Consider the following 15059-nt stretch of genomic DNA (forward strand, 5'->3'; position numbering starts at 1 on the left):
CGGCCGCCGCGGCGCTGGCGTTGCTGCTCGCCGCCTGTGCCGCCCGCCCCACACCGCCCGCGATCGGCGCCGCCGAGGTCGAGGCGGCCCGCCGCGGCATCGCCGCCGCCCCGCCGCCCGCCGCCCAGCCCCGCACCGCGGAGGAAGGCACGGCCATGCTCGCCTCCGCCGCTGCCCGCGTTTCCGCCGCGGCCGAGCCCGTCTGCGCCGCCTACCTGAACCGCCCCTGCGGCTTCACCGTGCGCTTCGACCCGTCGTCGGGCGCCGCCCGCGCCTTCGCCCACGGGCAAGGCCAAGTCACCCTCACCGCCGGCATGGTCCGCTTGGTGGAAACGGAAGACGAACTGGCCGCCGTGGTCGCGCACGAGTTCGGCCACCACCTCGCCGGCCACCTCAACCGCCAGCGCACGCGCGGCACGGTCGCCGGCACGGTGGCCAGCACCGTGATCGGCGCGGTGGTGCCCTTCGGCGGCCTGGCCGGCCTGGTGATCGGCCAAGGCGCCGCGCAACTCGGCGCCGGCGCCGCCCGCCTCGCCTACTCGAAGGGGGAGGAGCGCGAAGCCGACTACCTCGGCGCTTACCTCGTCGCCCGCGCCGGCTACGACCTGGAGCGGGCCGGCAACCTTTGGGCGCGGATCGCCCGCCCCGAGGCGGCGCGGAGCGGCAGCGGCGTGGCCGGCCTGCTCGCCACCCACCCGGCCGAAGCCGAACGTCTCGCCGCGTGGCGCCGCACCACGGAGGAGATCCGCGCTTCCCCCGACCTCATACCACGGCGGGGCGGCTAGCCCACGCGCTCCATCTGGTCGAGCGTCACCTCGCCCGCTTGGCTGCTGAAGGCGAGCGGCCAGCCGCCGCCGCCGCCCTCCTGCGACACGCCGCCGATGCGGTGCTCGCCCGTGTCGTAGAGCGAGACCTCCCCGCCGCGCTGGATGGCGAGGCGCCGGTGGTCGGGGAAAAAGGCGTAGCGCGTCTCGTTCTGGGCGCCGCTCGACGCCGGTTGCCCCAACTCCTCCGGCCACCAAGCCGCGCCGGCCTCCATCGGCTCCATCGGCTCCATCGGCCGCATGGGCTTCATCCGCTTCACCGTCCGCTCCTCCGGCTCCGTCGGTCCCGGCCAACGCCCGAAGCGGGGCCGGGTTGACCGGTGCGTGCCCCGCCTCTTCGCCGCGCGCCTAGGAAAGATGTCTTGCAATCCCTGGTAGAATCGTGCCATGATGTCGGAAGGTCCGCCGGAGCCGCCCAGGATGCACCCGCCGCGTTCCGCGCCACGCCGCCGCTCCGCGCTGCACGGCGTGCATCCGTCCGGAAGCGCCGGCAACCTGTGCCACGCACGCACGTCGCCCCGCGCCGTCCCGACCGACCCGGCCCCGGTTGCCGGAGCGGGCGACCTTCGCCGCCGCGCCTCCGCCCCGGCCCTTCCATCGTGTCCGGACGCCGTGCGGGGCCGTCCGCGCAAATTGACCGAAAGCAGCGCAACGGCCAACCGGCCCATGGCCGCCGCCCGCAAGCGACCGTCATCCCGGCCTTGGCGCCCCGCCCCCGCGGACCGGCGCCCGGCGGCAGCGGCTGCCGCCACCCGCCCGGACGGCGCACGCCGGCCCGCGCCCCGGCCCGTTTGTCCGCAATCGGCACGGAGGCGCGACGCCCGAAGGATTTGTCCGAAAGCAGCAAAAAGGCGCCCCGCCCCGGCGCGCACCGCGAGCGGGGGCGCCCTCGCCCGAGGGGCGGCCCGCCATCGCGCCAGCCGCCGCTCGCCGCCGCGCCCCGATCACATGTCCCGCCCGGCACCCGGCGGGCGCTACCGCCACCGCCGCACCGACCCAACATGGATGGCGGAACCGAAGCGCTGGCGGATGGCTGCGAACACGGACACGGCCGGGACAAGTGGGGCGAGGGCGCTGTTCCCGCGCAGCACGGCCCGCGTGCGGCCCGGCGGCGCCGCCCGGTGAACCACGCCGCTCGCCCGTCGGCGGCGCTCGCCGAAGCGCCGAAAACCGTCCCCGAAGGCGCACCCGCGCCCTTCCTCGCCCTGGCGCGCGACACGGCCCGGCCGCGCCCGCCGTTGCGCGCCCGCGTGGACGACGCCCACAGGCGCCCGGAACCGGACTGCCTCCCGCCCCTCTTGGAGGCGGCCGCCCTGCCGGCCCCCGCGGCTCGCGCCGCGCGCGACGCCCTGGCCCGCCGCCTGGTCGAGTCGCTCCGCGCCAAGGCCGCCCGGCGCGGCGGCGTGGAAGCGCTGGTGCAGGAGTTCTCGCTCTCCTCGGAGGAGGGCGTGGCCCTGATGTGCCTCGCCGAAGCCCTGCTCCGCATCCCGGACAGCGCCACCCGCGACGCCCTGATCCGCGACAAGGTGTCCGCCCGCGACTGGCGCTCGCATGTCGGCCACAGCCCGTCGCTGTTCGTGAACGCCGCCGCCTGGGGCCTCGTCGTCACCGGCAAGCTGGTTTCCACCAACAGCGAAGCCGGTCTGGCCGCCGCCCTCACCCGCCTGATCGGCCGCGGCGGCGAGCCGGTGATCCGCCGCGGCGTGGACCTCGCCATGCGGATGCTCGGCGAGCAATTCGTCTGCGGCCAAACCATCGAGGAGGCGCTGGCCAACGCCCGCCGCATGGAGGCCAAGGGCTTCCGCCACTCCTTCGACATGCTGGGCGAGGCCGCCGCCACCGCCGCCGACGCCGAGCGCTACCTGCGCGATTACGAGGGCGCCATCCACGCCATCGGCCGCGCCGCCGAGGGCCGCGGCGTGGTGGACGGCCCCGGCATCTCCGTGAAGCTCTCCGCCCTGCACCCGCGCTACTCCCGCGCCCAGCGCGAGCGCGTGATGGGCGAACTGCTGCCGCGGGTCCTGTCCCTCGCCGTTCTCGCCCGCCGCTACGACATCGGCTTGAACATCGACGCCGAGGAAGCCGACCGGCTCGACCTCTCGCTCGACATCCTGGAGTCCCTCTGCTTCGCGCCGGAACTGGCCGGCTGGGACGGCATCGGCTTCGTGGCGCAAGCCTACGGCAAGCGCGCCTTCTTCGTGGTCGACTGGCTGGTTGACCTCGCCCGTCGCAGCGGCCACCGCCTGATGGTCCGTCTGGTGAAGGGCGCCTACTGGGACAGCGAGATCAAGCGCGCCCAGGCGGACGGCCTGGAGGACTTCCCGGTCTTCACCCGCAAGCTCCACACCGACGTCTCCTACCTCGCCTGCGCCCGCAAGCTGCTGGACGCGCCCGACGCGGTGTTCCCGCAATTCGCCACCCACAACGCCCAGACGCTGGCGACCATCCACACGATGGCCGGCCCCGAGTTCCGCCCCGGCCGCTACGAATTCCAATGCCTGCACGGCATGGGCGAACCGCTCTACGAGGAGGTGGTCGGCCCGGCGAAGCTCGACCGCCCCTGCCGCATCTACGCCCCCGTCGGCACGCACGAGACCCTGCTCGCTTACCTCGTGCGGCGCCTTTTGGAGAACGGCGCCAACTCCTCCTTCGTCAACCGCATCGGCGACCCCTCGGTCCCGGTCGAGGCGCTGACCGCCGACCCGGTCGAAGCCGCGCGCGCGGTCGAACCGGCGCCGGGTGCCCCCCACCCCCGCATCGCCCTGCCGCGCGACCTGTTCCGGCCGGAACGGCCGAACTCCGCCGGGCTGGATTTGTCCGATGAGCGCAAACTCGCCGCGCTCTCCGCCGCCCTGCTCGCCGGCGCCGGAGCGCCGCTCCGCGCCGCCCCGCTGCTCGGCGACGGCGAAGCCCCGGGCGAAGCGCGTGAGATCCGCAACCCCGCCGACCGCCGCGACCTCGTCGGCCACGTGGTCGAGGCGGCGCCGGAAACGGTGGACGCCGCCCTCGCGCAAGCCGAAGCCTTCGCGCCCCGCTGGGCCTCCACCCCGCCCGCCGACCGCGCCGCGCTGCTGGAGCGCGCGGCCGACCTCATGGAAGGCCGGATGCCGGCGCTCCTCGGGCCCATCGTGCGCGAAGCGGGCAAGTCGCTCGCCAACGCCGTGTCCGAGGTGCGCGAGGCCGTGGATTTCCTACGCTACTACGCCGCGCAGGTCCGCCGGGGCTTCAACAACGCCACCCATCGGCCGCTCGGCCCAGTGGTGTGCATCAGCCCCTGGAACTTCCCGCTAGCCATCTTCACCGGCCAGGTCGCCGCCGCCCTCGCCGCCGGCAACCCGGCCATCGCCAAGCCGGCGGAGGAAACGCCCCTCATCGCCGCCCTCGCCGTGCACCTGCTGCGCGAAGCCGGCGTGCCGCCCGCCGCGGTGCAGCTCCTGCCCGGCGGGGGCGAGGTCGGCGCCCGCTTGGTGGCCGACCCGCGCGCCTGCGGCGTCATGTTCACCGGCTCCACCGACGTCGCGCGCCTGATCGCGCGCGAGCTCGCGGAGCGCCTCGGCCCGGACAACCGCCCCGTGCCGCTGATCGCCGAAACCGGCGGCCAGAACGCCCTGGTCGTGGACAGCTCCGCCCTCGCCGAGCAGGTGGTCGCCGACGCCCTCGCCTCCGCCTTCGACAGCGCCGGCCAGCGCTGCTCCGCCCTCCGTGTCCTCTGCGTGCAGGAGGACGTTGCCGACCGGACGCTCGCCATGCTCAAAGGCGCGATGGCGGAGCTGTCAGTCGGCAACCCCGACCGCCTTTCCACCGACGTCGGCCCGGTCATCACCGAGGAAGCGCGGCGCGACATCCTCGGCCACGTCGAAGCCATGCGCCGCAAAGGCCGCCCGGTCCACGCCGCCCATTTGTCCGAAAGCTGCCGCCACGGCACCTTCGTCGCGCCCACCTTGATCGAGATCGAAAGCATCGCCGAGCTGGAGCGCGAAGTCTTCGGCCCGGTGCTGCACGTGCTGCGCTTCCGCCGCGACCGGCTGGACGCGCTCTTGGACGAGGTCAACGCCACCGGCTACGCCCTGACCTTCGGCGTCCACTCGCGCATAGACGAGACCATCGCGCGGGCGACCGAGCGCTCCGCGGCCGGCAACGCCTACGTCAACCGCAACACGATCGGCGCCGTGGTCGGTTCCCAGCCCTTCGGCGGGCGCGGCCTGTCCGGCACCGGCCCGAAGGCCGGCGGGCCGCTGTACCTGCGCCGGTTGCTCTCATCCCGCCCGCCGGAGCCGGACCTGCCGCGGGCGCCCGCGCCGCCGCCGGCCGCCGCGGTCGCGTGGCGCGACTGGCTGAAGGCGCGCGGCCACACGGAGGCCGCCGGACGCTGCGCCCGCTACGCCGAACGCTCCCGCCTGGGGCTGCGCCTCGACCTGCCCGGCCCGGTGGGCGAGGCGAACGCCTACTACTTGCGGCCGAAAGGCACCCTGCTCTGCGCGCCCGCCACCGAGTCCGGCCTGTTCGCGCAGATCGGCGCCGCGCTCGCCACCGGCAACACCGCGCGGGTCCTCGCCCCGCCCGCCCTCCTGGCCGCCATCGCGGACCTGCCGGCCGATCTGACCGGCCGAGTGACGACGGCCACGAGCCTTCAAGGCACCGCCGAGTGCGCCGCCGTGCTGTTCGAGGGGGGCCGCGACGCGCTCCGAAGCCTGGCCGAGCAAATCGCGGCCATGCCCGGGCCGATCCGGCCTATTTTCGCGGCCAGGCCCGAAAGCCTGCGAACCGGCGAGGAAGAACAATCGTTGGAGTTCCTCCTGGACGAACGCTCCGTCAGCACCAATACCGCTGCGGCCGGTGGGAACGCGAGCCTGCTGGCCATCGGTTGAGACGGGGGGCACGAACGGGTGGATCGTTCCATTTCCAATAGCCTGCGCGCCTCTCGGTTGTGTTATGATAGGGGTAACCACCACGTATGGGCACCATGATCAGGATCATAAGCTGGAACCTCCTCCGCTTGGTCGGTGCCTCCCTGCACGACGTCGCCCGGTTGATCGAGAAGCAGCACCCCGACCTCCTGCTCATGCAGGAAGCCACGGAGGTTATGGACGGCCTGCCCTCGCTCCTCGGCGGCCACTACCACCGCGCCGTGCTGCCCGGCCGCGTCCACGGCTTGGCGGCCTGGAGTCCGGCGCGCCTGCCCGCCGGCACGCCCTCCGTGCTGCGCCTGCCCTCCGGCGCCATCGTGCAGCGCGTCTGCCAGATCCTGGAGTTCGAACAGTTCACGGTGGCCAACGTCCACCTGTCGCACGGCCAGGTGCTGAATCGCCGCCAGCTCCGGCGCATCGCCGGCGTCCTGCCCGCCCGCGCCGCCATCCTCGGCGACTTCAACCTGGTCGGCCCGACCTTCCTGCCCGGCTTCCGTGACGTCGGCCCGCGCGAGCCGACCCACATCGCCGGTGACATGATGCCGTTGCGGATCGACCGCTGCGTCGTCCGCGGCCTCGTCTGCCACGCCGCCAGCGCCCTGGACCGCGGCGCCTCGGACCACCGGCCGATCAGCGTCGAGCTGCGCGCGGCGACGGCCGGCGTCCCGCTGCACCCCGCCGCCGCGGTGGAGGTGCCGGCCGTGGCGGCCTGACACGGTTACAAGTAGGGCTCGATCGGCAGCCACCCCAGCACGCGCGCCAGGACGCGGCGGGTCAAGGTGGTCCCCGGTTCGCCGTGGACCGGCCCGCCCGCCGACCCGTCCTCCCAGACCAGCAGCCCGGCATCGTCCAGCCGCACCACCCAACTCCGCGCCGGGTCGGAAAGCCGCTCGATCTCCCCCCGCAACCGCTCCGCCACCGCCGGGTGCCGCACGAAGGTCCCCATCTCCGTGTTGAGATGGGCCGAGCGCGGATCGAAGTTGAACGACCCAACGAAGGCCAGCTCGCCGTCCACGCAGAAAGCCTTGGTGTGCAGGCTGGCGTTGCCGCCGGACCCGAGCAGGCTCGCCCCCTCTTGCCCCCCGCGCTTCAGCTCCCGCAGCTCCACGCCCGCCCGCAGCAGGCGCCGCCGCCGCCGCGCGTAGCCGCCATGGACCGCCAGCACGTCCGTCGCCGCCAGCGAGTTCGTCACCACCACCACTCGCACCCCGCGGCGGACCAGCCCGGCCAGCAGCTTCGCCCCGCGCCGGCCGGGCACGAAGTACGGCGAGACGATGAGCGCCTCGCGCCGCGCCGCGCCGATGGCGGCCCGGACCTCGGCCAGCATCCCCGGCGCGCGGCGCCGCCCGAGGCCCTTGCGCGGCGGGTCGGCGGCGATGCGGACCCGGTCCACGGGGACCAGCACGCGCCCGTCCGCCAGCAGCGCGGCCAAATCCGGGCCGGCGGCGGATTGCGCGAGGTACTCCGCCCCCTCCTGGCCCACGGCCGAGGCTTCGAGCCGCCGGCGCAGCCCGGGGAGCCCGCCCGGCTTGTCCGCGCGCTTCCGCACGGCCGCCGCCGCGGCCAGCGCTTCGAGCGCGCGGGCGCGGACGCTGTGCCAGTAGCGGTCGAACTGCGCGACCGCCTCAGCCGCCGAAACGCCCTCCACCACGAGGTCGAGGTCGCGGAAGTTGAACTGCTTGGCGGCGTCGAAGTATTCGTCGCCGATGTTGCGGCCGCCGCCCACGAACAGCCGGCCGTCGGCGATCCAGGCCTTGTTGTGCATCCGGTGGTTCAGGCGGTAGCTCGCCAGCAGGAAGTCCACCGCCGCGCCCAGGGTGCCCCAGGTGCGGACGCGGAAGGGGTTGTAGAGCCGGATCTCCACCGAAGGGTGCTCGGCGAGGGCCATCAGCGCGCGTTCGTTGCCGCGCACGTAGAGGTCGTCCAGCAGCACCCGGACGCGCACGCCGCGGTCCGCCGCGCCGAGCACCTCGCGGGCGAGCAGCGCGCCGGTCACGTCCTCGTTCCAGGTGTAGTATTGCAGGTCCAGCGTTTCGGCGGCGGCACGCGCGCTCCGGGCGCGCAGCGCGAAGGCGGCGCGGTTGTCGGGCACGAGCGACACGCCGGCGGCGCCCGGCGCGTCCAGCACCGGGATGGATTCGGGCGCGCCGGCCGGCGCCATGCCGTGCCGCGCCGCCACTCCGGGGTCGTCCATCGCCGCTCCAACAAGCGCCAAACCGTCCTGCTCCCTTCCGACCCGCGGCCCCCGCGCGGGGACGCCGCGGGGACCGGACCCTATATGGCGCACCGCCCGGCGCCCGCCGACACCGGAACGCAAACCGGGAGGGCGCCGTTCGCGGGGGCGCCGGAACCGAAGGGCTTGCCGCATCTTCGTGGGATAGCGCGCCCGCGACGCGGCGACTCCCGACCGGAACCGCACGGGGCTGCGGGTGTGCCGGCGGCGACCGCGCGGCTGCCGTCGTCTAGAAAGGTGCGCGTGGGGTGGCGCGGCGGCAGTGGAGGAGCGGCAGCGATGATCCGGACATCCCGCGGTGCGGCCGGCGCCCTCGCCTTGGTCCTAGCGGCGCCCGGCGCCGCTCCCGGCCCGGCGGCGGCGGCGGCGCAGCAGCAGCAGCAGCAGCAGCAGCAACAGGACAGTGCCGGCGTCGCTTGGCCGAGCCGGCCCATCCGCATGGTGGTGCCCTTCCCGCCCGGCGGCGGCACCGACACGCTGGCGAGGATCGTGGCGCAGCGCGGGCTGCCGATGGACCTTTCCCCCGCCGAGACGGCGGCCTTCGTGCAGCGCGAGATCGAGGGTTGGGGCCGGGTCATCCGCGCCGGCGGCATCCGGCTGGACTGACGGCGCGGGCCGCACCTCCTTGCTCCGCCTCCTCACCTACAACGTCCGCAGTTGCCGCGGCACCGACGGGCGGCTCTCGCCCGAACGGATCGCGGAGGTGATCGCCGGCGCGCGGCCCGACGTGGTGGCGCTCCAGGAACTCGACATGGGCCGGGCCCGGACCAACGGGTTGGACCAGGCGCACGCCGTGGCGCAGGAACTCGGGATGCGCTTCCACTTCCACCCCGCCCTCCACGTGGAAGAGGAGCGCTACGGCGACGCCTTGCTGAGCGCCCTGCCGATGCGGCTGGTGAAGGCGGGGCCGCTGCCGGGCCTGTCGCGCCTCCCGTTGCTGGAGCCGCGCGGTGCGCTCTGGGTCGCGGTGGACCTCGGCGGGGGGGTCGAGTTGCAGGTGGTCAACACGCATCTCGGCCTGGTGGCGCGCGAACGGCTCGCGCAGGCCGCGGCGCTGCTCGGGGCGGGGTGGCTCGGGCACCCGGATTGCCGGGGAAAGCCGGCGGTGCTGCTCGGCGACTTCAACGCGGTGTCGCGGTCGCCCGCCTACAGGCTCCTGGCGGGGCGGCTGCGCGACGCGCAGCGCGCGGTGCCGGGGCACCGGCCGCGCCCGACTTTCCCCGCGCGCTGGCCGGTGATCCGCATAGACCACGTCTTCCTGGGCGAAGGCGTGGAGGCGCTGCGGGCGGAGGCGCGCCGGGGCGTGGTGGAGCGCGTGGCGTCCGACCACCTGCCGCTGGTCGTGGACGTGGAGGTCGCGGGGGCGCCGCCGGCCCGGTAGCGCCTGGAGCGCGTTTCGGCTGACCGCTCCCTGGTCGGCGCGCTCTGGCTTGTTGCCTCGGCGAGCGTCCTCACGCGCCCGACCGGAGATGGTCGGGCGCGATCTGCTCTACGCGCGGCGGCGCCAGGGGCGCCAAGCGTCGCCGGTGCCGTGCGGGTCGAAGAGGTGCCAGCGGGCGACGAGCGCGCGGAGCGGGTCGAGCTTGCCGTCGGGCGCGAGCGGGACCAGCCGCCGGTTCCGGGCCCCTGCCTCCAGCGCCTCGATGCCGCGCGCCAGCCCGCCCGCCGCGACCGCCGCCTCGGCGAAGCGGTCGCCGTCCACGCCGAGGTAGTGGCCGATCAGCCGCTCGCGGAACCGGCGGATCGCTTCCCGCGCCCGCGCCGCTTCCGGCCCGTCGCCGGGCGGCGCTTCCAGCGCGAGGCAGCATTCGGTGTCGTAGCCGGCGGAGCGGTTGTTGAGGTTGGCGGAGCCCACGCGCAGCAGCGCGTCGTCGATCACCGCCACCTTGGAATGCACGATGACCGTCCGCCCGCCCGGCGTGCGCGGCGCGTAGGCGGCGAAGCGGCCGTGCCGGTCGGCGGCGCGGAGGCGGGCGAGCAGCGCGGCGCGCGGCGAGTCCATCGCCAGGCGCTCGACCGCGGCCGGGCTCCGCTCCGGCAGCACCAGCACGACCTCGGGACCGTCCGGTTCCGCCAAGCGCCAGGCGAGCGCGGACGCGATGCGCTCCGAGGCGAAGTACTGGTTTTCCAGGTAGATGAAGCGGCGCGCGGCGGCGATGGCGGCGAGGTGCAACGCCTCGCCCTCCCGCGCCGGCAGGCCGCGCTCCCATTCCGGCTTCGTGCGCGCGATGCCGACACGCGGCGCTTCGGCGAGGTCGGCACGGACGCCGGCGGGCCAAGGAGCGGCGCCCGTGCGCGGCCGCGGCGGCGCGTCCTCCGCGTCCGGCCCGGGACGCCCGCGCTCCGCGCCGCGCCAGCGCTCGCGCGCCAGGGCGTCGAGGGCGGCCGCGGGCGGGCCCTCCACCAGCACCATCACCTCGTGCCGCGGCTCGTGTTCCTCGCCGGACGGCTCGCGGCGGCGCGGGTCGTGGTCCGGGTGGCGCGGCGTGTCCCAGCGGTTGGTGGCGAAGTCGCCGCCGCCGCAGAAGGCGACGGCGCCATCCACAACCAGCAGCTTCTGGTGGTGGCACGCGCCGGCGGGCGCGCGGGCGAGGCGGAAGCGCACCGCGCTGTCGCGGAACCATTCGGGCTCTTTCCTCGGCGACAGGTCGCGGCCGCCCTCGATGAGCATCGGCATGTCCCAGACCAGCACCCGCACTTCGAGGTCCGGCCGGCGCTCGATCAGCGCCTTCAGGAAGGGGCCGATCTCGTCGGGGAGGTCGGGCGCCGGCCCACTCCCCTCGGCGCCGGGGCGGAGCCGGGTCCGCGGATCGAAGTCCCAGCCGAGCAAAAGGATCGAACGGCGCGCCTGGAGCATGGCCTCGCGCGCGGCTGCGAAGTAGGCGGCGCTGTCGAGCAGGAACGCGGCCCTGCCGCCCCGCTCCACGCGCCAGCAGGTCTCGCCCGGGCGCAGCAGCGGTCCGTCCCCGCCGCGGACACCGGGCGGCGGGGCGAGTAGGGCGGCGTCCTGGAAGTCGTTCGGCGGCGTCATGGTCCCTTGGAGGCGGGCTGCGTCGTGCAAAGGAAATCGCCGTAGCCGTTCCGGTTTCACAGGTCGAATTCACGCGTTGCTGCGGCGGCGGCGGAACCACATCGCCGCCAGCGACAGCGCGGCGAGGCCGAGCAAAGGGAGGAGCACCGGCGGCGCCAGCAGGGCCGACGCGTCCGGCGTCCCGCCCCGGTCGAATACCTCGCCGAGCCCGGCGCCGAGGCCGGCGAAGACGACGGTGCCGGGCAGGATGCCGAGCGCGGTGGCGCCGGCGAAGGCCGCGAAGGGCATCCCGACCAGGGCCGGCGCGATACTGCCGACCGGGTAGGGCACCACCGGCAGCAGGCGCAGGGACAGCAGGTACCAGAAGCCGTCGCGCTCCAGCCCTGGCCGCAGCTTCTCCGTGAACGGCCCGGCCCGCCGCGCCACCGCCGGCGCGAAGGCCGAGCGGACGGCCAGGAACAGGACGCAGGCGCCCGCCGTCGCCGCCGGCACCGCCAGCGCGGTGCCGAGCCAGCGCCCGAACAGGAAGCCGCCGGCCATGGTCAGCACCGGGCCCGCCGGGATGGAGAGCGACACGGCGCCCACGTAAGCCGCGGCGTAGGCCAACGCCGTCAAGAAGGGCCGCTCCGCCACCAGCCCGGCGAGCGTGTCGCGGTGCCCCGCCAAGGAGTCGATGGACACCACATCGAACAGCCCGGAGACCCAGGCCAAGCCGAACGCCGCGGCCAGCGCCGCCACCGGCCATAGCTTGGGCCAAACCGGGCCGGCTTGCCCTGCTCCGGACGGGGTGGGGGACGGGTCGTTCAACTGGCGGTGCTCCGGCCATGCCACGGACGGACGGACGGGTGCCGCGGCCGCCGCCATCCGGGCGACGAACGCTCCGGCGCGGGCCGGGATGCGCGCCTTCGGTACGCTGGCGGGGCCGATCCATCCTGGGTACATGGCGGCCGGTTTGCGCCACCGAGGATCAGGTTTGACTCCCGAGGATCTCGCAGCGAAGCACCCGCGCCTCTACCACGTCGCCGACCCCGGCGCCTTGCCGGGCATCCTGCGGCACGGCCTGCTCCCGACCAGCGCCTTGCTGTCGCTGTTCGAGGTGCCGGCGGCGGACCGGGAGGCGATCGAACGCCGGCGGCGACCGGCGAGCGTGCGGCTGCGCCATCCGGTGCACGGAACGGCGGTGATCACCGACAACCTGCCCCTCAGCGAAGCGGCGCTGGAAGCGTGCCTCGACGACGGGCTCGCGCCGGCCGATTGGCTCGCCCTCCTGAACGGCCGGGTGTTCTTCTGGCCCGACGAGGAGGGCCTCGGCCGGCTGCTCGGCGCGCGGCTCAACCGGGGGCGGCAGCGCTTGGTGCTGGTGCTCGACACCCTGGGGCTCGCGCGGCGCCACCAGCGGCGGGTCGAACTCGCCGCCATCAACACCGGCTCGACGATCCGGCGCCCGGCGCGGCGGGGCTTGTCCACCTTCACCCCGTTGCTCCTCCACGATCACGAGGTGTGGCGGAGGCTGCGCGGGGGGCTGGACCGGATACGCGAGGTGACGGTGGTGGGCGGCGTCGCCGACGTGGCGGAGCACTTGGTCGAGCACCGCGTCGTTGGGGGTGGCGGCGTGGCGGATGGGGTGGGATTCGAACCCACGGTGGGCGTGAACCCACGCCGGTTTTCAAGACCGGTGCCTTAAACCGCTCGGCCACCCATCCCGGTCCGGGCGGCTGAGATGCGGCGGGCGGGGCGCCGCGTCAACGCGCGGGCGCGCCCGCCGCCACGGCGGCGGGCGCGGCGGGGGCGGTCGCCTTGAGCGGGGCTTCGATCTCGCACACCAGGCCGCCGGGCTTGAACTCCAGCGACACCAGCCCGCCGATCTCCGGCGCCAGGCCGGTTTCGAGCAGCTTGAGGCCGAAGCCGCGGCGGCGCGGCGGCCCGTCGAGCTGCGGCCCGCCGCGCTCTTCCCAGCGGAGGCGGAGCATGGGGGCGTGGCCGGGGCCGACTTCCTCCAGGCGCCACATCACCGCGACGCTGCCCTTGGGCTGGCTGAGCGCGCCGTGGCGGGCGGCGTTGGTCGCCAGCTCGTGCAGCGCCACGGAGAGCGGCACGGCCATGGCGGCCGGCACCCACAGCGCGGGGCCGCTGGCCGTGTGGCGGGCGCCGGACGGGCCGGTGGCGTGGGGGGCGAGGACGAGATTGACCAGTTCGGACAAATCGGCCTTGGCGCCGTCCTCGCGCATCAGGACCTCGTGCGAGCGGCCGAGGGCGGCCAGGCGCGTCTCGAAAGCGGCCTTGGCGGCGGCGGGGATCAGGCCGCCGGTGCCTGGCGGGGCGCGGAGCGTCTCGGTGGCGATGCCCTGGACCGTGGCGAACAGGCCGCGGACGCGGTGGTCCAGCTCGGCCGGGGACAGGCGGAGCTGGCCCTCGCCGCCGGGCTGGTGCGGAGCGGGCGGCGCGGCCGCGGGCGCGGCGGCGGGCATGGCGTAGGGGTCCGCGGCGGCGGCCGCCAAGGCGTCCGTGGCGTCGGCCAGCACGCCGAAGATGCGGGGTTTGCCGTCGGGGCCGGGTTGGTGGACGGCGCGCAGGTGGAGGGTGCGGAGGGAGCCGTCGCCCTCGCGGTAGATGCGGGCCTCGTGCGCGACCGAGCCGGGCGCGGCGCGGAGGCGGCGGAAGGCGTCCTTGGCGGCGGCGCGGTCTTCCGGCAGGACGAAGCGCAGGAAGGAGCGCCAGGTCCACCGCTCGACAGGCCGGCCGTAGCCGAAGATGGCGTCGAAGCTTTCCGAGTGGTTGAGGTTGCCGGTGGCCGGGTCGAGTTCCCAAGCGCCGAGGTTGCCGGCTTCCAGCGCCAGGGCGAGCAACGCCTCGCTGTCGCGCCCCGAGGCGGAGGGCGGCGGCGCGGAGAAGGACCGCCCGGCGTCGGCCGGGCCGGAGGACGCGGCGGCGGAGGCCAGCGCCGTCGCCAGGGGCCGCGCCAGCATGATGCGCGCGCCGGCGAAGGCCATCAGGACAGCCAGCGCCAGGCCGCCGAAGCCGAGCGCCGCGCCCGTCGGGAGCGGGCCGACGGTGGCGGCCGACGCGCCGCCGCCCGCGCCGGGCAGGGCGGACGGCTTGTAGGAGACGGCCAGCCGGAGCGCCCCCTCGGTGCCGGGCACGTAGGGGGCCAGCGCCACCAGCCGCGGCGCGCCGCCGGCGTCGGTGGCGGACACGAGGCGGCCGGCCTCGGCATCGGCGTCCACGCCGGTCGCCGGGAGGGCGGGCAGCAGGTTCATCAGGGCGGGCGGCACCGCGTCGCCGGGCTTGAGGTCGCTGCCTTTGTCGTCCGCCACGCGGAGAACGACGCGGTCGTTGCGGTCCACCAGGATGAGTTCGGCGCCGGGCGGCAGCGGCACGGGGCGCAGCACCTCCGCGAGGCGTGCCACCTCCACGGCGGCGGTCATGGTGCCGGCGAAGCCGATGCCGCCCTCCGCCGGGATGGGCACGCCGAGGTGCAGGCCGCTGGAGCGCGGGCCGCTGCCCGGCTCCCAAACGCCCACCGCGAAGCCGCCGGCCTGCAAGGGCAGCTGGTGCGAGGAGCGCTCGCCGTTGCGGACCGAGCGCGGCGCCACGCCGGCGGTGCTGCACACCGCCCAGCCGTCGACGGCGTTGGCGCTCATGAGGATCTGGTCGCCGAACCGGGCCTTGAGCTGCGTCAGCATGGCGGTGCAGCTCGCCGGCTCGCCGTTGCGGACGGCGGGCGTCTCGGCCATCACCGTCAAGGCGTCCCGCACCCCCTCCACGAAGCGGCCGAGGCGGACGGAGGCATCCCGCGTCTGGCGGAGCGCCTCCTCCCGCGCGGCGTCCGCGCCCTGCCGTCGCAGATCGGACTGGAGGTACACGATTGCGCCCGCGGCCGGCGCTACCGCCAGAACCGCTGCGAAGGACGCGCGCATCAGGAGGGATGATTTGGTGCTCACCTGGTGTTTCTACCATAGGTCGATAATGCTGGGCAGCCGAAAAGCTTGTGGTGGCCCTCAAAGTATGTAGTGATATCGGAACCAAAAGACCGTCGCTGCCATCTCTGACCCTCTTTTTGGAGG

Annotated in this window: 10 protein-coding genes, 1 tRNA gene and 1 pseudogene; 6 read left to right on the forward strand and 6 right to left on the reverse strand. The window is 75.1% G+C overall.

All coding sequences use genetic code 11. The annotated features are described in order from the left end of the window. Positions 1–785 (forward strand): M48 family metalloprotease (locus ABD067_RS03335; RefSeq protein WP_343893741.1); only part of this gene is annotated, 785 nt, incomplete at its 5' end. Here the strand turns inward: ABD067_RS03335 and ABD067_RS03340 are convergent. Next, positions 782–1075 carry a hypothetical protein gene (locus tag ABD067_RS03340; protein WP_343894172.1) on the reverse strand — a complete coding sequence of 98 codons (294 nt, stop codon included), beginning with the start codon at positions 1073–1075 and terminating at the stop codon, positions 782–784. The two genes, ABD067_RS03335 and ABD067_RS03340, sit on opposite strands and share 4 nt — an antisense overlap. Positions 1076–1945: 870 nt before the next feature. On the opposite strand from ABD067_RS03340, the gene putA reads away from it, so the two are divergent. Both putA and ABD067_RS03350 read left to right on the forward strand, forming a co-directional pair. Continuing rightward, the gene (gene putA / locus ABD067_RS03345; RefSeq protein ID WP_343893742.1) at positions 1946–5692 is read left to right on the forward strand and encodes a trifunctional transcriptional regulator/proline dehydrogenase/L-glutamate gamma-semialdehyde dehydrogenase; all 3747 of its coding nucleotides are present in this window, start codon (positions 1946–1948) and stop codon (positions 5690–5692) included. A 95-nt stretch (positions 5693–5787) separates the two neighbouring features. Continuing rightward, positions 5788–6444, forward strand: a complete 657-nt coding sequence (locus ABD067_RS03350) for an endonuclease/exonuclease/phosphatase family protein (protein WP_343893743.1) — start codon at positions 5788–5790, stop codon at positions 6442–6444. A gap of 5 nt (positions 6445–6449) precedes the next feature. Here ABD067_RS03350 and ABD067_RS03355 read toward each other — a convergent pair whose 3' ends face one another. Next, positions 6450–7925, reverse strand: coding sequence for a phospholipase D family protein (locus ABD067_RS03355; protein ID WP_343893744.1), 1476 nt, complete (start codon positions 7923–7925; stop codon positions 6450–6452). A 318-nt stretch (positions 7926–8243) separates the two neighbouring features. Here ABD067_RS03355 and ABD067_RS03360 point away from each other — a divergent pair, with 318 nt between their 5' ends. Next, positions 8244–8570, forward strand: coding sequence for a hypothetical protein (locus tag ABD067_RS03360; RefSeq protein ID WP_343893745.1), 327 nt, complete (start codon positions 8244–8246; stop codon positions 8568–8570). A gap of 19 nt (positions 8571–8589) precedes the next feature. Next, positions 8590–9345: an endonuclease/exonuclease/phosphatase family protein gene (locus tag ABD067_RS03365; RefSeq protein ID WP_343893746.1), complete on the forward strand. Its 756-nt coding sequence runs from the start codon at positions 8590–8592 to the stop codon at positions 9343–9345. Between the two features lie 108 nt (positions 9346–9453). Here the strand turns inward: ABD067_RS03365 and ABD067_RS03370 are convergent, their stop codons facing one another. After that, on the reverse strand, positions 9454–10995 hold the full coding sequence (locus tag ABD067_RS03370; RefSeq protein WP_343893747.1) for a phospholipase D-like domain-containing protein: 1542 nt from the start codon (positions 10993–10995) through the stop codon (positions 9454–9456). A gap of 69 nt (positions 10996–11064) precedes the next feature. Next, positions 11065–11802, reverse strand: a complete 738-nt coding sequence (locus tag ABD067_RS03375) for a TVP38/TMEM64 family protein (RefSeq protein ID WP_343893749.1) — start codon at positions 11800–11802, stop codon at positions 11065–11067. A gap of 133 nt (positions 11803–11935) precedes the next feature. Between ABD067_RS03375 and ABD067_RS26320 the strand changes: the two are divergent. Next, a pseudogene (locus ABD067_RS26320) lies at positions 11936–12517 on the forward strand (DUF7002 family protein); the annotation flags it as partial. A 91-nt stretch (positions 12518–12608) separates the two neighbouring features. Here ABD067_RS26320 and ABD067_RS03385 read toward each other — a convergent pair. Together ABD067_RS03385 and ABD067_RS03390 are read right to left on the reverse strand one after the other, a co-directional pair. Further along, positions 12609–12698, reverse strand: a tRNA-Ser gene (locus ABD067_RS03385). 39 nt (positions 12699–12737) lie between these two features. Continuing rightward, entirely contained in the window at positions 12738–14936 is a 2199-nt protein-coding gene (locus ABD067_RS03390) for an HWE histidine kinase domain-containing protein (protein ID WP_343893751.1), read from the reverse strand. Positions 14937–15059 lie beyond the last annotated feature (123 nt).

Origin of the sequence: Craurococcus roseus, assembly GCF_039523795.1 — a bacterium.
GTDB lineage: Bacteria > Pseudomonadota > Alphaproteobacteria > Acetobacterales > Acetobacteraceae > Craurococcus > Craurococcus roseus.

Coding starts and splice junctions, on each gene's coding strand:
- ABD067_RS03340 (WP_343894172.1), bottom strand. CDS start 1,075: ATGAAGCCCATGCGGCCGATGGAGCCGATGGAGCCGATGGAGGCCGGC.
- ABD067_RS03350 (WP_343893743.1), top strand. CDS start 5,788: ATGATCAGGATCATAAGCTGGAACCTCCTCCGCTTGGTCGGTGCCTCC.
- ABD067_RS03355 (WP_343893744.1), bottom strand. CDS start 7,925: ATGGACGACCCCGGAGTGGCGGCGCGGCACGGCATGGCGCCGGCCGGC.
- ABD067_RS03360 (WP_343893745.1), top strand. CDS start 8,244: ATGATCCGGACATCCCGCGGTGCGGCCGGCGCCCTCGCCTTGGTCCTA.
- ABD067_RS03370 (WP_343893747.1), bottom strand. CDS start 10,995: ATGACGCCGCCGAACGACTTCCAGGACGCCGCCCTACTCGCCCCGCCG.